The organism is Rhabdothermincola sp. (genome assembly GCF_036846205.1).
Lineage (GTDB): Bacteria > Actinomycetota > Acidimicrobiia > Acidimicrobiales > Acidimicrobilacustridaceae > Rhabdothermincola.
This window is the reverse complement of sequence record NZ_DAIUCK010000004.1, coordinates 39,322-57,017: the sequence shown is the minus strand read 5'-3', so window position 1 is coordinate 57,017 and position 17,696 is coordinate 39,322. Positions and strand designations below refer to the sequence as shown.

Annotated in this window: 20 protein-coding genes; 13 read left to right on the top strand and 7 right to left on the bottom strand. The window is 71.4% G+C overall.

Annotated elements, in window-relative coordinates; translation table 11 throughout:
* Positions 1-4 precede the first annotated feature (4 nt).
* The 7 genes from V7004_RS01370 to V7004_RS01340 all read left to right on the top strand — a co-directional run bounded on the left by V7004_RS01370 (position 5) and on the right by V7004_RS01340 (position 7,491).
* Positions 5-2,335: a xanthine dehydrogenase family protein molybdopterin-binding subunit gene (locus V7004_RS01370; protein WP_334141370.1), complete on the top strand. Its 2,331-nt coding sequence runs from the start codon at positions 5-7 to the stop codon at positions 2,333-2,335.
* A complete protein-coding gene (locus tag V7004_RS01365) occupies positions 2,335-3,306 on the top strand; it encodes an ATP-binding cassette domain-containing protein (RefSeq protein WP_334141368.1) in 972 nt (323 codons plus the stop codon). The genes V7004_RS01370 and V7004_RS01365 overlap by 1 nt, the downstream gene beginning before the upstream one ends.
* Positions 3,303-4,127, top strand: a complete 825-nt coding sequence (locus V7004_RS01360; RefSeq protein WP_334141367.1) for an ABC transporter permease — start codon at positions 3,303-3,305, stop codon at positions 4,125-4,127. Before V7004_RS01365 ends, V7004_RS01360 begins: the two co-directional genes overlap by 4 nt.
* The gene (locus V7004_RS01355; RefSeq protein ID WP_334141365.1) at positions 4,127-4,885 is read left to right on the top strand and encodes an ABC transporter permease; all 759 of its coding nucleotides are present in this window, start codon (positions 4,127-4,129) and stop codon (positions 4,883-4,885) included. Before V7004_RS01360 ends, V7004_RS01355 begins: the two co-directional genes overlap by 1 nt.
* A gap of 71 nt (positions 4,886-4,956) precedes the next feature.
* Positions 4,957-5,661 carry a YceI family protein gene (locus tag V7004_RS01350; protein ID WP_334141363.1) on the top strand — a complete coding sequence of 235 codons (705 nt, stop codon included), beginning with the start codon at positions 4,957-4,959 and terminating at the stop codon, positions 5,659-5,661.
* 5 nt (positions 5,662-5,666) lie between these two features.
* Positions 5,667-6,386, top strand: coding sequence for a pirin family protein (locus tag V7004_RS01345; protein WP_334141361.1), 720 nt, complete (start codon positions 5,667-5,669; stop codon positions 6,384-6,386).
* A 16-nt stretch (positions 6,387-6,402) separates the two neighbouring features.
* A complete protein-coding gene (locus V7004_RS01340) occupies positions 6,403-7,491 on the top strand; it encodes an XdhC family protein (RefSeq protein ID WP_334141360.1) in 1,089 nt (362 codons plus the stop codon).
* A 210-nt stretch (positions 7,492-7,701) separates the two neighbouring features.
* Here V7004_RS01340 and V7004_RS01335 read toward each other — a convergent pair whose 3' ends face one another.
* Genes V7004_RS01335 through V7004_RS01325 form a run of 3 tightly spaced genes read right to left on the bottom strand, consistent with a single transcriptional unit; the run spans position 7,702 to position 9,439 of the window.
* Complete coding sequence (locus V7004_RS01335) at positions 7,702-8,544, bottom strand: FAD binding domain-containing protein (protein WP_334141358.1); 843 nt, start codon at positions 8,542-8,544, stop codon at positions 7,702-7,704.
* Positions 8,541-9,008 carry a (2Fe-2S)-binding protein gene (locus V7004_RS01330; protein WP_334141356.1) on the bottom strand — a complete coding sequence of 156 codons (468 nt, stop codon included), beginning with the start codon at positions 9,006-9,008 and terminating at the stop codon, positions 8,541-8,543. Before V7004_RS01330 ends, V7004_RS01335 begins: the two co-directional genes overlap by 4 nt.
* Positions 9,005-9,439: a DUF6941 family protein gene (locus V7004_RS01325; RefSeq protein ID WP_334141355.1), complete on the bottom strand. Its 435-nt coding sequence runs from the start codon at positions 9,437-9,439 to the stop codon at positions 9,005-9,007. The genes V7004_RS01330 and V7004_RS01325 overlap by 4 nt, the downstream gene beginning before the upstream one ends.
* Before the next feature lie 29 nt (positions 9,440-9,468).
* On the opposite strand from V7004_RS01325, the gene V7004_RS01320 reads away from it, so the two are divergent.
* Together V7004_RS01320 and V7004_RS01315 are read left to right on the top strand one after the other, a co-directional pair.
* The gene (locus tag V7004_RS01320; protein WP_334141353.1) at positions 9,469-10,047 is read left to right on the top strand and encodes a nucleotidyltransferase family protein; all 579 of its coding nucleotides are present in this window, start codon (positions 9,469-9,471) and stop codon (positions 10,045-10,047) included.
* Positions 10,038-10,784, top strand: a complete 747-nt coding sequence (locus V7004_RS01315; protein WP_334141350.1) for an SRPBCC family protein — start codon at positions 10,038-10,040, stop codon at positions 10,782-10,784. The genes V7004_RS01320 and V7004_RS01315 overlap by 10 nt, the downstream gene beginning before the upstream one ends.
* A 52-nt stretch (positions 10,785-10,836) precedes the next feature.
* Here the strand turns inward: V7004_RS01315 and V7004_RS01310 are convergent, their stop codons facing one another.
* On the bottom strand, positions 10,837-11,700 hold the full coding sequence (locus tag V7004_RS01310; RefSeq protein ID WP_334141349.1) for a hypothetical protein: 864 nt from the start codon (positions 11,698-11,700) through the stop codon (positions 10,837-10,839).
* Between the two features lie 101 nt (positions 11,701-11,801).
* Here V7004_RS01310 and V7004_RS01305 point away from each other — a divergent pair, with 101 nt between their 5' ends.
* Genes V7004_RS01305 through V7004_RS01290 form a run of 4 tightly spaced genes read left to right on the top strand, consistent with a single transcriptional unit; the run spans position 11,802 to position 14,891 of the window.
* Positions 11,802-12,287, top strand: coding sequence for a DUF501 domain-containing protein (locus V7004_RS01305; protein ID WP_334141347.1), 486 nt, complete (start codon positions 11,802-11,804; stop codon positions 12,285-12,287).
* Entirely contained in the window at positions 12,284-13,195 is a 912-nt protein-coding gene (locus V7004_RS01300; RefSeq protein ID WP_334141345.1) for a Ppx/GppA phosphatase family protein, read from the top strand. Before V7004_RS01305 ends, V7004_RS01300 begins: the two co-directional genes overlap by 4 nt.
* 11 nt (positions 13,196-13,206) lie before the next feature.
* The gene (locus V7004_RS01295; RefSeq protein WP_334141343.1) at positions 13,207-14,304 is read left to right on the top strand and encodes a pyridoxal-phosphate-dependent aminotransferase family protein; all 1,098 of its coding nucleotides are present in this window, start codon (positions 13,207-13,209) and stop codon (positions 14,302-14,304) included.
* Positions 14,301-14,891 (top strand): GNAT family N-acetyltransferase, encoded by a 591-nt coding sequence (locus V7004_RS01290; RefSeq protein WP_334141341.1) that lies wholly within the window; start codon positions 14,301-14,303, stop codon positions 14,889-14,891. The genes V7004_RS01295 and V7004_RS01290 overlap by 4 nt, the downstream gene beginning before the upstream one ends.
* Here V7004_RS01290 and V7004_RS01285 read toward each other — a convergent pair.
* From V7004_RS01285 to V7004_RS01275, 3 genes are read right to left on the bottom strand one after another with little or no spacing between them, the layout of a single operon-like run.
* Positions 14,872-15,630, bottom strand: a complete 759-nt coding sequence (locus tag V7004_RS01285; protein WP_334141339.1) for an enoyl-CoA hydratase — start codon at positions 15,628-15,630, stop codon at positions 14,872-14,874. The two genes, V7004_RS01290 and V7004_RS01285, sit on opposite strands and share 20 nt — an antisense overlap.
* A 3-nt stretch (positions 15,631-15,633) precedes the next feature.
* Positions 15,634-16,683, bottom strand: coding sequence for an NAD-dependent epimerase/dehydratase family protein (locus V7004_RS01280; RefSeq protein WP_334141337.1), 1,050 nt, complete (start codon positions 16,681-16,683; stop codon positions 15,634-15,636).
* Positions 16,680-17,669, bottom strand: a complete 990-nt coding sequence (locus tag V7004_RS01275; RefSeq protein ID WP_334141333.1) for a lysophospholipid acyltransferase family protein — start codon at positions 17,667-17,669, stop codon at positions 16,680-16,682. The genes V7004_RS01280 and V7004_RS01275 overlap by 4 nt, the downstream gene beginning before the upstream one ends.
* Between the last annotated feature and the right edge of the window lie 27 nt (positions 17,670-17,696).

The window sequence follows — 17,696 nt, the reverse complement described above, 5'->3', positions numbered from 1 at the left end:
CCCGGTGACCGAACTGGGGGAGCGGGTCGCTCGGGTCGAGGATCGGACGTTCCTGACCGTGGGTGGCACCTACTGTGCGGACGTGCGCGACGAGCGCCTCGACGGCGCCGCGTACGTGACCTTCGTTCGTTCGACGATGGCCCACGCCCGCCTCGCCGGCGTCGACGTCGATGACGCCCGCGGGGCTGACGGGGTGCTCGGGGTGTTCACCGCGGACGACCTCGACGATCTCCCCCCGCCTCGCTCCTACATCCCCGGCATGATCCCCGACCCCATGGCTCGACCCTGGCTGGCCACCGGCACCGTGCGCTTCGTCGGCGAGCCCATCGTGGCCGTGGTCACCGAGTCCCCGCTGCAGGGGGAGGACGCGGCCGAGCTGGTGATCGTCGACTACGAGCCGCTTCCCGCGGTGGTCGACGTCGAGCAGGCGCTGCGCGACGAGGTGCTGCTGTTCCCGGAGGCGGGCACCAACACCGCCATCGCCCCGCCACCACCTGGTCCGGACCTCTTCGAGGGTTGCGAGGTGGTGGTCCGCCAACGGCTCGTGAACCAGCGCCTCGCCGCCTGCCCGCTCGAGGTGCGCTCGGCCGCGGTGGCCTGGAGTGGTGGCCGGCTGGTCATGTGGATCAGCACCCAGGCCGCGCATTCGGTCAAGACCAAGCTGGCCGAGCTGTACGGCTTCGACGAAGCCGACGTGCACGTCATCGCCCCCGACGTGGGCGGCGGCTTCGGCGCGAAGATCAGTCCCACCCCCGAAGAGCTCGTTCTGCCCAGCCTGGCCCGCCGCCTCGGGCGGCCGTTGCGGTGGACCGAGACCCGCTCCGAGAGCATGGTGGGGATGCCGCACGGCCGGGCCCAGGTGCAGGAGATCACCATCGGAGGCCGGCGTGACGGCACCATCGAGGCCTACCGGCTGTCGGTGGTGCAGGACTGCGGCGCCTACCCCAGCATGGGCTCGGTGCTCACCTTCATGACCCGCACCATGACCACCGGCGTCTACGACATCCCCGCCGCGCAGTTCGAGGCCCGTTCCGTGGTCACCAACACCACTCCGACCGAGGCCTACCGGGGGGCGGGGCGTCCGGAGGCCACCGCGGCGATCGAGCGGGCCGTCGACCTCTTCGCCGCCGAGATCGGCCTCGACCCGATCGAGGTGCGGCGACGCAACCTGGTGCCGGCGGAGAAGTTCCCGTACACGACGGCGGTGGGCACCGTCTACGACACCGGCGACTACGAGCGGGCCCTCGACCTGGTCCTCGACGCGGCCGGCATCGATCAGCTCCGGGCCGAGCAGGCGGCTCGCCGCGGCCGTGACGACACCCGCCTGCTCGGCATCGGGGTGAGTGTCTACGTGGAGATCACCGCCGGCCCGGGGGCGGGCCAGGAGGAATATGCCAAGGTCGAGGTCCACCCGGACGGCCGGGTGACGGTGTTCACCGGGTCCTCGGCGCACGGGCAGGGCCACGCCACGTCGTTCTCGATGATCGTGAGCCACCTCACCGGCATCCCGCTGGAGCGCATCGAGGTGGTCCACGGCGACACCGACCGGGTGGCCGAGGGGAGCGGCACCTTCGGGTCGCGCTCGCTGCAGGTCGGTGGCTCGGCGGTGCACGAGGCGACGGCCCGGCTCATCGATCGGGCCCGGCAGGTGGCCGGCGGCCTGCTCGGCGCCCCCGCCGCCGACATCTCGCTCGACACCCGCACCGGGCGGTTCCACGTCGGCGGCCTTCCCGAGGTGGACTGCAGCTGGGCGGACGTGGCTGCCGCCGCCGGGCTCGACGCTGCCGCTGCCGCCGGCCCCGTGACCGGTGCCGGGCTGGCCGAGATCGTGATGTACTCGACCACCAGCCCCACCTTCCCCTTCGGCGCCCATCTCGCGGTGGTGGAGGTCGACGTCGAGACCGGGCGGGTGGAGCTGGTGCGCATGGTCACCTGCGACGACGCCGGGCGCATCGTGAACCCGCTGATCGTCGAGGGCCAGCGCCACGGCGGCATTGCCCAGGGCGTCGCCCAGGCGCTGCTGGAAGAGGTCCGCTACGACCCCGACGGCAACCCCACCACCTCGAACCTGGCCGACTACGGGATGATCTCGTCCGCCGAGCTTCCCTCGTTCGAGCTGGTCACCCTCGAGACCCCTACCCCGGTCAACGCCCTCGGGGCCAAGGGCATCGGCGAGTCAGGAACGATCGGCGCCACCCCGGCCGTGCAGAGCGCGGTCATCGACGCGCTGGCGCACCTCGGGGTGCGGCACATCGACATGCCCCTCACCGCCGAGCGGGTCTGGCGGGCGGTCGAGGAGGCGACCCGAGCGACCCAACCGATGGAGGTGCGTTGATGTCCCCAGTGGTCGAAGCGGAGCGGCTGGTGCGCCGCTTCGGCAACCTCGTCGCGGTCGACGGGGTGGACCTCACCGTCGAGCAGGGCGAGATCTTCGGGTTCCTCGGCCCGAACGGGGCCGGCAAGTCGACCTGCGTGCGCATGCTCACCACGCTGCTGACCCCCACGAGCGGGACCGCCCGGGTGGCGGGCTTCGATGTCGTGGCCCAAGCGCCCGCGGTACGTCGTTCGATCGGCGTCGCCCTCCAGGACGCGGCCATCGACCCGCTGATGACCGGCAACGAGTTGCTACGCCTGCAGGCGACCTTGCATGGTCTCAGCCGGGGTGAGGCAAAGGCCCGCGGCGCCGAGCTGCTCGAGCGGGTGGGGCTCGCTGCTGCCGCCGACCGGCGGGTCGGCACCTATTCCGGGGGCATGCGCCGGCGCCTCGACCTCGCGCTGTCGCTGATCCACGAACCGGCGGTGCTCTTCCTCGACGAGCCGACCACCGGCCTCGACCCGATGAGCCGCATCAGCCTGTGGGACGAGGTGCGCAAGCTCAACCGCGACCAGGGCACCACCGTGTTCCTCACCACCCAGTACCTCGAGGAAGCCGACCAGCTCGCGGACCGGATCGCCATCATCGACCGAGGTCGGATCGTGCGTGAAGGCGAGCCCGCCAAGCTCAAGGAAGCCGTGGGCGCGCCGACGCTGACCCTCAAGATCGACCCCACGCACCACGAGATCGCCCGCCAGCAGCTCTGTGCCCGCTTCGGCGCCGAGCGCCCCGCTCTGCGAGCCGGTGAGCTGGCCATCGGTCTGGTCGGCGGAGCCCAGCAGATGACCGAGGTGGTGCGCCTCCTGGACGAGATCGGGGCCTCGGTCGAGCACATGGAGCTCTTGCAGCCGAGCCTCGACGACGTGTTCGCCGATGCCACGGGGCGGCGCCTGGAGGGCGCGGAGCCCGAGGAGGCGGTGGCGCCGTCGTGACCGCCGCGACCATCTCCCCGGGGGCGCGGCTTCCGATACCGGTCGCTGCTGCCCAGACGGCGGAGCTGGCCCGCCGGTCGATCGTCGGCACGGCCCGCCAGCCCACCATGTGGTTCCCGGCGATCATCTTCCCCCTGCTCATCGCCGCGGTGAACGCCGCGGCGTTCAACCGGGCGCCGCAGGCGCTGGCGTCGCTGGGCTTCCCGCCGGTGGTGTCCTTCCTGCAGTTCCTCCTGCCCGGCACCCTCACCCAGGGGGTGATGTTCGGCGGCATCATCGGGGGGTCCGACGTGGCCCTCGACATCGAGAACGGCTTCTTCGAGCGCCTGCTCGCCTCGCCCGTGGCCCGCACGTCGATCCTCGTGGGGCGTCTCGCCGGCTCGGCAGTGCTGGGTGCGTGCCAGGCGCTGATCTTCGTGGGCGTGTTCGTGGCCTTCGGCGCACCCATCGAGGGCGGGTTGGCGGCCGTGGTCGTGCTGGTGGTGACCGCCATGCTGCTCGCCCTGGCGGTGGGTGGGTTCGCGGCGGCGATCGGGTTGCGTTCCGGTTCCCAGGAGGCGGTGCAGAACGCGTTCCCGTTGCTGTTCGTGCTGGTGTTCGTCAGCTCGGCGTTCTTCCCCACCGCGCTCATGAAGGGCTGGTACCAGTCGGTCGCGGAGCGCAACCCGATCACGTGGATGATCGACGCCTTGCGGTCGCTGGTGGTGTACGGCTTCGACTGGACCGACGCGCTCACCGCGGTGGCTGTCGCGGCCGGGCTCGCGGCGGTGGCGGCGGTGATGGCCACCCGGCAGTTCCGCCGCCGGCTGAGGTCGGCGTGATGGTGGCGGTGGTGCGCCAGCTCGCGTGGCGGGGGGTGATCGGGCTGGTGCGGGTGCCGGTCACCGTGATCCCGGTGGTGGTCATGCCCGTGTTCTTCACCATCGCGTTCAGCGGTGCGTTCAGCGCCATCACCAACATCCCCGGTTTCCCGACCGGCAACATCCTCGACTGGATGGTGCCCTTCGCCGTGCTGCAGGGTGCCGCGTTCGCGGGGTTCGGCGCGGCGTTCGGCGCCGGGCGAGACCTCGAGAACGGCTTCTTCGATCGCCTGCTCGCCGCCCCCGTGGCTCGCCCCGCGCTGGTCGTCGGGCCCCTGCTGTTCACGATGCTGCGCTCGCTGCTCCCGCTGGCGATCGTTCTGCCGGTGGGCTACCTGGGTGGGGCTCGCATCCACGGTGGGCCGGCGGGGTTCGTGATGTTGCTGGTGGCCACGCTGGGGGTGGCCGTGCTGGCAGGGCTGTGGGGGCTCGGCGTGGTGTACCGGGCTCGATCGCAGCGAGCCGGTGCGCTGGTGCAGGCGGGGATCTTCGTGGCGATGTTCCTCTCGGTCGGCCAGGTGCCCTTGGAGGTCATGACCGGCTGGCTGCACTGGGTCGCGGCCCGGAACCCCTTCACCTACGTGCTCACGATGGCCCGGCAGGGCTTCCTCGGCGAGGTCACCTGGCACGACACGTGGCCGGGCCTCATCGCGCTCGCCGCCAGCGCCGTGCTCCTCGGTTGGTTCGCACAGCGGGGGTTCCGCCGTCTCGTCCCCTGACCCGGTGAGTGTGGTGGATCGGGCCTAGATTGGCTGTGCGGTTCGCTCGCCAGCACCGGGAGTAGCAGCTCGTGCAGAAGTCGGCCAAGTACGCCCTGATCGCCTGCGTCGCCGTGGTGCTGCTCGGCGGTTTCGCCTTCTGGTGGTTCGTGTTGCGCTCCGATGCCCCCGAGCGGGCGAGTGTGCCCGTGCGCACGGAGTCGACCGTCCCGACCGATCCGACCGACCCTGGCGGTGCACCGTCGCCGGACGGCACGTGGCGCATCGCCCCCGCCGACGACGTGTTCGCCGGCTATCGCATCCAGGAGCTCTTCGCCGGCGAGACCATCAAGAACACCGCCGTGGGACGCACTCCTGCGGTCACCGGTACGATGACCATCACCGGCGGATCGGTGACCGAGGCCAGCATCGACGTCGACCTCACGAAGCTGGCCAGCGACCAGAGCCGCCGGGACTCGTTCATCCGCGGCAACGCCCTGCAGACCGACTCCTTCCCGACCGCCACCTTCCGGCTCACCGAGCCGATCGCGCTGCCCTCGGGGATCGTGGTCGGCCAGTCCGTCGAGGTCACGGCGGTGGGCGAGCTCACCCTCCACGGGGTGACCAAGCAGGTGGAGCTGTCGCTGCGAGCCACGTGGAACGGCTCCACCATCAGCGTGGCCGGCGGTACCCAGGTGATCCTCGCCGACTACGGCATCGACCCGCCCCGCCTGCCGATCGTCACCGCCGACGATGTCGGTGAGCTCGAGGTGCAGCTGGTGTTCGAGCGAGCGTGACCACCATGGCCGGGGACGCGACACCGATCGACGTGCGGCGAGCCGGGGAGCGATTCCACACCGACCTGGGCTGGCTCGATTCCTGGCACAGCTTCAGCTTCGGCGGGCACTACGACCCGACCAACACTCACCACGGGCTGCTGCTGGTGCACAACGACGACGTGGTGGCCCCCGAGGCGGGGTTCCCCCCGCACTTCCACCGGGACATGGAGATCGTCACCTGGGTGCTCGACGGGGAGCTCGAGCACGGCGACACGCTCGGGAACCGCGGCGTCATCCGCCCGGGAGTCGCGCAGCGCATGAGCGCGGGCACCGGCATCCGCCACTCGGAGATGAACCCCAGCGCGGCGCTGGCGGTGCACTTCGTGCAGATGTGGGTGCTGCCCGACACCGAGGGCCTGGAGCCCTCCTACGAGCAGGTCGATGTCGAGGCCGACCTGGAACGGGGAGGGCTGGTGGCGGTGGCGTCGGGTCGACCGGGGCGGGGCGCGGTGACCATCAACCAACGTGACGCCACCTTGTTCGCCGGCCGGTTGGCGGCCGGCACCACCGTGGTCGTCCCCGACGCGCCGCATGTGCACGTCTTCGTGGCTGTAGGGGGTGGTGAGCTCGACGGCGCGGGACCGCTGGCGCAGGGTGACGCCGTCCGGCTCACCGCAGCCGGGACCCGCACCTTCACCGCAGGGCCGAACGGCGCGGAAGTGCTCATCTGGGAGACCGCGTGACCGGAGGGACGTGCCGGTGAAGGGCCTCACCGGCGAACTGGCCCGCTGGCGGGCCGAGGGCCTGCGGGCCGCCCTGGTCCGGGTGGTGGAGGTGGACGGTTCGGGGCCGCGGCTGCCGGGCGCGGCGATGGCAGTGAGCGAGCGAGGGGAGGTGGCCGGCGCCGTGAGCGGCGGCTGCGTGGAAGCGGCGGCGGTCGAGGAGGCCCGGCGGGTCCTGGAGGATGGGCAGCCGAGGCTGGTGTCGTTCGGCTACAGCGACGACGAGGCGTTCGCGGTGGGCCTGACCTGTGGGGGCACGATCCGTGTGTTCATCGAAGTGGTCGACTGGTCGCTGGTCGATCGCCTGGCTGGCGCGCTCCACCAGGGTGGGGCGGTCGCGGTGGTGACCGTCGTGGACGGTCGTGGTCGCGGTTCGTCGATCGTGGTCACCCCTGACGCCGTCCACGGATCGCTCGGCGATCCGGATCTCGACCGGGTGGTGGCCCGTGACGCCCGTGGTGAGCTGGCAGCCGGGCGCTCGGTGGTTCGCCACTACGGCGAGCACGGCGAGGCCCGGGAATCCGCGGTCACGGTGTTCATCGACGCGCACACGCCACCGCCGCGCATGGTCGTCATCGGTGCGGTTGACTTCACCGCCGCGCTGGTCGCGCAGGCGAAGCTGCTCGGTTACCACGTGACGGTGTGCGATCCCCGGGAGGTGTTCGCCACCCGAGCGAGGTTCCCCCAGGCGGACGACGTGGTGGTCGACTGGCCGGACCGGCTGCTCGACCGCCTCGGTGCTGAGCTCGGCCCCCGCGACGCGATCTGCGTGCTGACCCACGACCACAAGTTCGACGTGCCCGCCATCGTGGCCGCCCTGGGAACGGAGGTGGGCTACCTCGGCGCCATGGGCAGCCGGCGCACGCACGCCGAGCGGGTGGAACGGCTGCGAGCGGCCGGGGTGCGCGCGGAGGAGCTCTCCCGGCTGATGGCCCCCATCGGGCTGGATCTGGGGGCCCGCACACCGGAGGAGACGGCGGTGGCGATCTGTGCCGAGATCATCGCCGCCCGCACCGGCGCGGTGGTCCCCTCGCTGCGCGACGGCAACGGCCCCATCCACCGCTGAGCACCCCCTCGTCTCCGAACTGTTCACGGATTCGCGGTCTGCGACCGCGTGTGGGTGGACAGTTCGCTGGGTACTTCCGAACTGTTCATCGGAGCGCGGCGTGTGACCGCGTTCGGCTGAACGGAACGGGTGGAGGTGCCGAACTGTTCACCGGAGCGCGGCCATGAGCCGCGCCCGGATGAACAGAACCGCTGGAGAGAGGCGGCGTGATCAGTCGTCGGCGACGGCCCGTCGCGCCGCCTCCTGCAGGGCGCGCCGCACGAGTACCCGTGCCAGGTGCTCCCGGTAGGCCGCCGTGCCGTTGCCATCCGTCGGGGCCTCGGTACCCACCGCGGCCAGCGCCGCCGCCTCCTCCGGGCTGGCCCCGCCCTCCAGCGCCTCCACCACGGCGTTGGCGAGCAGCGGTGTGGTTCCCATGTTGACCAGGCCGACCCCGGTGTGCGACTCGGATCGCACGGCGGCCACCCCCACGATGGCCCAATCCTGCGCTCGGCGGGTGAACTTCTGGAACGACCACCCGGCGCCGGCCAGCTTCGGGATCCGGATCTCGACGAGCATCTCCGTCGGCTCGAGCACCGACTCCAGGAAGCCCCGGAAGAACCCGCTCGCAGGGATGAGTCGCTCGCCGCCCGGCCCCCGGGCCACGAGCGTCCCGCCCAACGCCAGCACCACCGCAGGCAGATCGGAGGCTGGGTCCGCGTGGGCGAGCGACCCGCCGATCGTCCCCCGGTGTCGCACCTGGGGGTCGCCGACGTGGCTGGCCGCGTGGGCCAGCAGCGGGGCGTGCTCCGCCAGCACCGGCGAGACCTCGAGGTCCCGATGTCGGGTGAGCGCACCGATGGCCAGATGGTCCCCCGCATCGCGGATGAACGACAGCCCGTCCACCCGACCGACGTCGACCAGCACCGCGGGCGCCGCCAGGCGCATCTTCATGAGCGGGATCAGCGAATGCCCGCCCGCGAGCAGCTTCGCCTCGTCGCCGTGTTCGGCGAGCAAGGTCAGCGCGCCGTCGACCGTGTCGACCCGCTCGTAGTCGAAGGCGGCGGGGATCACCGCTGCTCCTTCGCGGCGCGCAGCACCGCCGCCACGATGTTGTGATAGCCGGTGCAGCGGCAGAGGTTGCCCTCGAGCCCGCGGCGTACATCCTCCTCGGTGGGCTCGGGCGTCTCGCACAGCAGCGACACCGCGGCCATGATCATGCCGGGGGTGCAGAACCCGCACTGCAGGCCGTGCTCCTCGTGGAAAGCCCGTTGCACCGGGTGCAGCTGATCGCCGCAGGCCAGTCCCTCGATGGTGGTGACCGAGCACCCATCGGCCTGGACGGCCAGCACGGTGCACGACTTGACGGACTCGCCGTCGAGCAGCACCGTGCACGCCCCGCACGAAGACGTGTCACACCCCACGTTCGTGCCGGTGAGCCCCACCACGTCGCGCAGGTAGTGGACCAGCAGCAGCCGCGGTTCGACCTCGTCGGCGCGCGGTACCCCGTTGACCTGGATCTGCAGCGGGACCGTCATGCCTTCACCCCGAAGCTCGCCTGCCAGGTGGGCTCGCTGGTGCCGTCGATCGCCAGTCGCCACGTGTAGCGGTGTCCGGGCTGGACGGGCAGTGCGTGGAAGGTGATTCCGAGCGGCACCGGCAGCGGCGTGCCCACCGGCCAGCCGGGAGGCCGGCCGGCTTCGAACTGCCCTCCGATGAGGAACGGCATCTCGTTGTGCATGACGGGCATCCCATCTTCGTCGAGCAGCTCGAGCTGCCAGTCGTGGGTGATGTTCGCGCGATCCCATGGCACCTTGATGAGCAACGCGACCGCGAGCGGCTGGGGCTGTGGCCCGATCACCTGCACGCCTCCACCGAGCACGTAGAGCTTGCCGTCGGCGACCTGCGCCGCGTCCGCGAGCAAGAGGGTGACATCGACCAGCGGTCGTTCGAAGGGGAAGTCGCTCACCGAGCCCACGCTACCTACCCTCGTGGGCCATGACCGCACCTGCATCCGGCCCGGTCGTGGCGGTGGTCCTGGCCGCCGGAGCCGGTCACCGCTTCGGCGGCCAGGCTCCCAAGCTGCTCGCGCCCCTCGACGGCCGTCCGCTGGTCACCTGGGCGATCGACGCCGCGCTGGACGCCGGCATCGGGGAGGTGATGGTCGTGGAAGGCGCGGTCGATCTGGGCGGGGTGATCCCGGCCGGCGTGACCCGCGTACGCAACGAGCGGTGGGGGGATGGCGTGGCCACCTCGCTCGGTTCTGCGCTCGGGGCCGTGCGGGAGCGGGAGGTTGCCGCCATCGTGGTCGGCCTCGGTGACCAACCCCGGGTCCCGCCCATCGCGTGGCGGGCGGTGGCCGCGCGCACGGACCTGCCGATCGCGGTGGCGACCTACGGCGGCCGTCGCGGGCATCCGGTCCGCCTCGCCCGCGAGATCTGGGATCTCCTGCCCGCCCGCGGAGACGAGGGGGCTCGGGCCCTGATGCGGGCGAGGCCCGAGCTGGTGGCGGAGGTAGCGTGCGTCGGCGACCCGACAGATGTCGACACCTTGGAGGATCTGGGCCGGTGGAGCTGACGAACGAGTTCGAGGTGCGCGCACCCGTCGAGCAGGCCTGGTCGGTGCTCACCGATCTCGAGCGGATCGCCCCCTGCCTACCGGGCGCCAAGCTGGAGGGCGTCGAGGGCGAGGACTACCGCGGGGTGGTGAAGGTGAAGGTCGGTCCCATCACCGCCCAGTACAAGGGGACGGCCAGCTTCGCCGAGCGCGATGACTCCTCGTACCGGGCGGTGCTGCGGGCCGCGGGTCGGGACACCAGGGGTCAGGGCAACGCCAGCGCCACGATCACCGCCCAGCTCGTGCCGAACGGCGAGCGCACCCGGGTCGAGATCCGCACCGATCTCACCATCACCGGCAAGGTGGCCCAGTTCGGGCGAGGGGCGCTGGCCGAGGTGAGCGAGAAGCTGCTCGCGCAGTTCGTGGAGAACCTCGAGAGCACCGTCCTCGGTGATGCGTCCGAGGCCATGCCGCCCGAGCAGGCACCGATCGAACCGCCGCCGCTCGTCCCGCCGCCGCTCGAACCGGCACCGGAGTCCACGAGCCAGCAGGCCGCCGAGCCGGCTGAGCCGCCCGTGTCGGCAGAGGCGGGGGGCAGTGGCCCACTCCGGCTGGTTCAGCCGGAGCCGGAGCCGATCGACCTGCTCGGTGTGGCCGGTCCATCGCTCCTGAAGCGGATGCTGCCCCTGCTCGGGGTCGTGACCGCGGTCCTGGCGCTGGGCGCGGTCATCCGCCGGTCACGCCGGCGCCGGAGTTGAGCCTGAGCGGTTGACCCTCAGGGGTGAGGGACCACCAGGGGTGGTTCCGAAGTCAGCCCGTGAAGGTCGGGGTGGCGGTGACCGCTCGGGAGGCGGCGGTCGTCGTGGGTGAGGCGGGGGTGGAGGTCGTCGTGGTGACGGACTCGCCGGCGACCTGCAGGCTGCGTTTCCCGGACACGATGGGGCCGTCCTCGTAGCCGCAGTCGACCACGACCGACAGCGACGAGCCGGGGGGAACGTCCGCCGGCACCGTGAGCTCAACGAGGAACTCCCGGGCCTGGACTTGGGAGGTCTCGCCGTCCGTCACGGTGTAGGAGTCGAGAACGAGGTCGCCTTGGAGCAGCCGGGTGACGCCGACCGGGTACATGCAGCGGGCGACGTGCACGGTGATGGTCTGCCCCGGTTCGGGTGTCTCGTCATCGACGTCGACCGACATCAGCCGTCGCAACCCGTCCAGCGCGGTCTGGGGGCAGGTGCCGTAGTCGCCGTAGCAGGTGTCGAGCACTTCGTTGTTCCCGGCCGGGTCGCAGAGGTAGAGCACGAACCACTCGGCGGTGTTCGCTGCGTTCGGTGGGTTGGTACCGATCCAGGCGTAGCTGCCGATGATCGTGCGGTCGGGCTGGTCCGGCATGGGCATGCCGTAGGTGGAGAACGTCCCGCTGAAGCCGGAGAAGCTGCTGGACTGGATGAAGGAGTCGAGCAGGCCGTCGATGCCGGTCACGAAGCCGGCCTCGTGGGTCACCGTGCCCGCTTCCATCCCGATGTCCAGATGGGCGACGGAGCAGTTCGCTGCGCTGTTGAGCGAGACCGAGGTGGCGGTGATCACCGAGTTCGCGCTGGCAGGCAATGCCGTGGCGGTGATCGCCGCCACGACAATCGCCGCGCAGGACAACCGGCGCAAGAACGTACGGGACACGACAGACCTCCCAGCTAGGCGACTCAACACTCTAACCCGATGGCCCGTCGTGACCCGGGGCTCGTGCACCGGAGGTCACGGGTTGGGCGAGAATCAGGAAGGTGACCCACGGCGACGATGCACAGGTGGCGGAGCTGCTCGGCCGCCCTCCCCAGGGTGCGTACGAGGTGGTGGTGCGCGACCGTCAGGGCGCTCCGGTGGTCATCCGCAACGAGCCGTTCCTCGACGCTGGCACCCCCATGCCCACCCGGTACTGGCTGGTGAGCCCGGAGCTCCGGCGCCGGGTGGGGGAGCTCGAATCTGCCGGTGGGGTGCGTCGGGCCGAGTCCGAGGTCGACCCCGGTGAGCTGGCCGCAGCGCACCAGCGGTACGCCGCGGAACGCGACGCGGCCATCCCCCCCGATCACCCCGGTCCCCGGCCCTCGGGTGGGGTGGGTGGCACCCGCCGGGGGGTCAAGTGCCTCCATGCCCACTACGCCTGGTATCTCGCGGGGGGTGACGATCCGGTCGGCAGGTGGGTGGCGGCCCGGCTGGGAACGGCGGCCGAGCGCGTGGTGGCAGGTGGCGCGGGGGGAGGCGCCGGATGAGCGCGCCGGTGGCCGCCATCGACTGCGGGACCAACTCCGTGCGCCTCCTGGTGCGAGGCCCGGATGGCCGGGCGCTCGAGCGTCTGATGCGCATCACCCGGCTCGGGGAGGGCGTCGACCGCAACGGACGGCTCGAGGGCGCGGCGATCGAGCGGACGCTGGCGGTGCTGCGCGAGTACCGCACCGTCATCGACCGCCACGGGGTCGAGCGGTTGCGGGTCGGGGCCACCTCGGCCGCCCGCGACGCGGTGAACCGCGACGACTTCTTCGATGCGGTGGCCGAGATCGTCGGAGTCCGACCCGAGCTGCTCTCCGGCGAGGAGGAAGGCCGGCTCTCGTTCCTCGGTGCAACCGCCGAGCTCGACCCGGCGCGGGGACCGTTCCTGGTGGTCGACATCGGCGGCGGCTCGACCGAGTTCGCCTACGGCACCACCACCTGCGAGGCCACCATCTCGGTCGACATGGGTTGTGTGCGGATGACCGAGGCCTACCTGCACCATGACCCGCCACTGCCCGAGGAGCTCCTGGCGGCCATCTCGGTGGCCGACGTCCATCTCGACGACGTGCTGCGGGCCATCCCCGGCGCGGCCGGCGCGGCCACCTTCGTGGGGCTGGCCGGTACGGTCACCACCGCCGCGGCGGTCGAGATCGGCCTGGCCACCTACGACCGCGACCGGATCCACCATTTCGTGCTCACCAAGGACGCCGCCGAGGACGTCTTCCGCACGCTGGCCACCGAGCCGCTCGCGGACCGGGTCCACAACCCCGGCCTGGAGCCCGCCCGAGCCGACGTGATCGTCGGCGGCATGTGCGTGCTGGTGGCGATCATGCGCCGACTCGGCTTCGCCGAGTGCCTGGTCTCGGAGGCCGACATCCTCGACGGCTTGGCCATGAGCATCGCTGGCTAGGCTCGCCCGCGATGGCCCGCACCGACCGCATCCTCATGGGGCCCGGCCCGTGCAACCCGTACCCGGAGGTGGCGGAGGCCTTCGCCCGCCCGATGCTGGGTCACCTCGACCCGGAGTTCCTGGAGCTGCTGGACGAGACCGGCGACCGCCTCCGGCAGGTGTTCCGCACCGCCAACCCGCTCACCTTCCCGATCAGCGCCACGGGGTCCGCGGGTATGGAAGCCGCGTTCGTCAACGTCGTGGAACCCGGCGACGTGGCGGTCGTGGGCGTGAACGGGGTGTTCGGGGAGCGGATGTGCGACGTGGCGGCGCGCTGCGGGGCGGAGGTGGTCCGGGTCGAGGCGCCGTGGGGCCGGCCGCTCGACCCCCAAGCGCTGCTGGACGCCCACCCTTCGCCGAAGCTGATCGCGCTCGTGCACGCCGAGACCTCCACCGGGGTCCGCAACGACGTGGCCTGCGTGGGTGCGGCGAAGGGCGATGCCCTCCTCGTCGTGGATTGTGTGACCTCCCTCGGGGGGATCCCCGTGGAGATCGACGGCTGGCAGGTGGATCTCGCCTACAGCGGAACTCAGAAATGCCTCGGCGCGCCGCCGGGGTTGGCGCCGTTCACCGCCGGCCCCCGGGCGGTCGAGCGGCTGTTGGCCCGGCCGCAGTCGTGGTACCTGGACCTGAACATGATCGCCCGCTACGTCACCGGTGAGGGCGCTCGGGCCTACCACCACACCGCCCCGATCTCGATGGTCTTCGCGCTGCACGCGGCGCTCGGCGCGATCCTCGACGAGGGTCTCGACGCGGCCTGGGCCCGTCACCGCAGCTGCGGCGAGGCGTTGCAGGAGGGACTGGAGGCGCTCGGGTTGGAGCTCTTCGCGCCGGAGGGTCACCGGCTGCCCCAGCTCACCTCCGTGTGGGTGCCCCTCGATCGTCTCCCGGCCGGGGTGGACGAGCCGGCGGCCCGGCGATTGCTGCTCGACCGCTACGGCATCGAGATCGGCGCTGGCCTCGGCCCGTACGCCGGGACGGTGTGGCGGATCGGTTGCATGGGTCATACCGCCCGCATGCGCAACGTCACCCTCCTGCTCGGGGCACTCGAGGAGCTGCTGGGACGATGACCACGCTGTTCGGGCGCAGGGTCCTGTTGCGGCCGTTGACCGTGGCGGACTTCCCCTCTTGGCAGGAGGTTCGGCGGCGCAACGTCGACTGGCTCACCAAGTGGGAGCCGGCGCGGGTACCCGGCCAACCCGACGTGGTCGAGGATCGGGAGGCCTTCGCCGTGCGCTGCAGCGCCCGCCAGCGAGAGCGCCAGCTCGGCACCGGCTACGGCTTCGGGATCTTCGTCGACGGCGAGCTGGCAGGGGAGATCAACCTGTCGTCGGTGCAGCGGGGCCCGTTCCAGAGCGCGTACATCGGCTACTGGATCGACGAGAAGCGGGCCGGTAACGGCTACGTGCCCGAGGCCCTGGTGGTGCTGTTGCGCTTCGTGTTCGAGGAGCTGCACCTGCACCGGGTGCAGATCGCCATCATTCCCCGCAACGCCGCCAGCCGGCGGGTGGTGGAGAAGTTGGCGATCCGCGAAGAGGGCACCGCGCTGCGCTACCTCGAGATCAACGGAGTGTGGGAGGACCACGTCCGGTACGCCATGACCGCCGAGGAGTGGGTGGAGCGGCGGGAGGAGCTGCTCAGCGCGTGGGTCGACTGATGCGCCGGGTCAGCTCGGCCAGCCGGGAGGCGAACTCGGGCTGATCCATCGACCACAGCTGCGGTCGCAGCTCACGTTCGACGGCTGCGTCGTGGTCGGCGATGCCTGCCACGTCGCGCAGGGTCTGCTTGGTGCGTCTGGCCAGCTCTCGTGGCACCGCGGCGGCCCGACGGGCCAACACCCCGGCCTCCTCGAGGAGCGCGCCGTCCTCGACGCAGCGCCATGCCAGGCCGCAACGGGCCGCACCGTCGCCGTCGAGGACCTCGCCGCACAGCACTATCGCCGCCGCGGCCTGCTCGCCCACCAGCCGCCGGAGCATCCAGGTGTGCCCGCCGCCGGGGTGGATCCCGAGCTGCAGGAACCGGGTGTCGAAGCGAGCTGACCGGGCGGCGAGGCGCACGTCGCAGGCCAGGGCCAGGTTCATCCCTGCGCCGACGGCCGCACCGTTCACCGCGGCGATGGTCGGAACGGTCATGCGGGCCACCCGCAGGAAACCCTCGTAGATCCGCCGCAGGCCCTTCTCGCGGGAGGTTCCCAGCTCGGAGAGGTCGGCGCCGGCGCAGAACGCCGGGGGTGCACCGGTCACCACCACCGCCCCGACCTCGTCGGAGGCGTCCAGCGCGTCGAGGGTCGCCACCAGCTCTCCGGCGAGCGTGGTCGACAGCGCGTTCCGCCGTTCCGGGTCGTCGAGGGTCACCACCGCTACGCCGTCGTCGACGCGCAGGTGGACCGTCGGCATCGCTCAGCCCGCTCCGGTGTCGCGCACGATGGCCGGCGAGTGGCGGAAGAACTGCTCGACGTCGCGCTCGTAGCGGTAGGCCGGCTGGGTGCCCCCGACGGTCCGGCGCAACCGCAGCGCCTCCACGAAGGCCTCGACGGCACCGGCCGAGGTGTAGAGGTACTCGAAGCCCGCTCGCTTGAGGCGCCGGTTGTCCATACCCCGGCCGTAGCGCAGCAGGTCGAGCAGTTCCTCGGGCAGCGGCACCCCGATCCGACGAAGCGGCCAGGCGGCCAGCTCCGTGCCGACGGGAGGGAGGGGACAGGTGCGTTTGCCGCAGATCGCGGCCACCTCGCTCCAGGGGATCAGCCCGTCACCGGCGACGTTGTAGATGCCGGGCAGACGGCGCTCGAGCACGAACAGGATCGAGCGGATCACATCCTCCTCGTGCACGAACTGGATGCGGGGATCGAAGCCGAACACCGATGGCACCACCGGCAGCTCGAGGGCCCGGGTGATCGGGGTCTCGATGTCGGGACCGAGCACGTTCGAGAACCGCAGGAGGGTCACATTGACGTGGGGGTTGTCCTCGGCGAAGTCCCGCACGTAGCCCTCCACGGCCTCGAGGCTCTGCTCGATGGCGGTGCGCGGCGGATGGCTGCGGGGCGTCTCCTCCGTGAACCAGACGGGATCCTCGATGGCCGTGCCGTACACCCAGCCGGAGGACTTCACGACCACGTCCCGCACGGTGCTCCCCGGGGCCGACGCGGCGGCGAAGAGGTTCATCGTGCCGATCACGTTGATCTCGTGCATCGTGCGCCGGCTCATCTGCGTGGAGTCCACGACGAGGAAGGTGTGCACGATGGTGTCGATCCGGGCGGCTCGCACGATACGGGCCAGGATCGAGTAGTTCTCGTCGGTGCGCACGTATTCGGTGCGCTCGAGCTCGACCGACGGCTCCCGGGTGTCGAGCCCGATCAGCACGTCGACGGAGGAGTCCTCCTCGAGGTGCTTGGCGACCAGCCCACCCCAGAAGGTGGCCAGCCCGGTGATGAGCACCCGTCGCCCGCTCATCCGAACCACACCGATCGACGCTTGCGGAGCATGTCGTAGAGCGCGGCCTGGATGAGCTCGCGGATCTGCTCGCTCTCCTCCATCACCCGGCTGCGGGAGTAGCGATCCTGGTCGGGCGGCACGTCGAAGTGCACCGGCGGTAGGACCCGGAGCCGGAACTTGGCAGGGAAGTAACCGACGGTGCCGAGCACCGGCCCGAGGAGCAGCTGGTTGGCGGTGATCGGGAAGTAGGGGATGCCGAGCGCCTTGGCCAGCGTGGCCGACTTCCAGACGATCGGCATCGACTCCTCGGCTCCGACCACCGCGATCGGCACCACCGGCACGCCGGCTCGCATCGCGATCTCGACGAAGCCGCCTCGCCCGAAACGTCGTAGCCGGTAGCGCTGGCTGTAGTGCTTCGCCGGGCCTTTGCTGCCCTCGGGGAAGACCAGCACGAGTTGCTGCTGTTCGCGCAGGAGCCGGTAGGCGTTGTCCGGATGGGCAACCACGCCACCCAGCCGGGACCAGTACACCCCGATCACCGGGAGGCTCTTGAACAGGTGGTCGGCGAGCCCGTAGACGGGACGACCCAGCTCGGTCTCGATGCCGTGCATGATCACCGGCGCATCGCTCGGGATCGCCGCCGCGTGGTTGGCGACGAGCAGCGCGCCGCCCTCGGTCGGGATGTGCTCGAGGCCTTCCCACTCGGCTCGGAACCACTTCGAGTAGACGGGCTCGTAGAGCTTGCGTGCCAGCTCCCGCATGTGCTCGGAGCGGCCCCATTCGTCGACGTCGCTGCGCCGGGGGTCCTCGAGGCGTTCCCGGGCGTGGTCGACCGCGGGGACGGGGACCAGTGTGCTGCCGCTCGACGGGTCGGCTCGCCCCACGTCCCCGGCGAGCTCGGCCGTCTCCTGCAAGGTCTCGAGGGTCTCCGCCAACGTGGCCTCCAGGCGCTGCTCCGCCGCCGCGATGCGCTGCTCGTCGTTCATCGGTTCGCCGGGCGCCACCCCCTCATCGTAGGGGAGTGCCGGCGG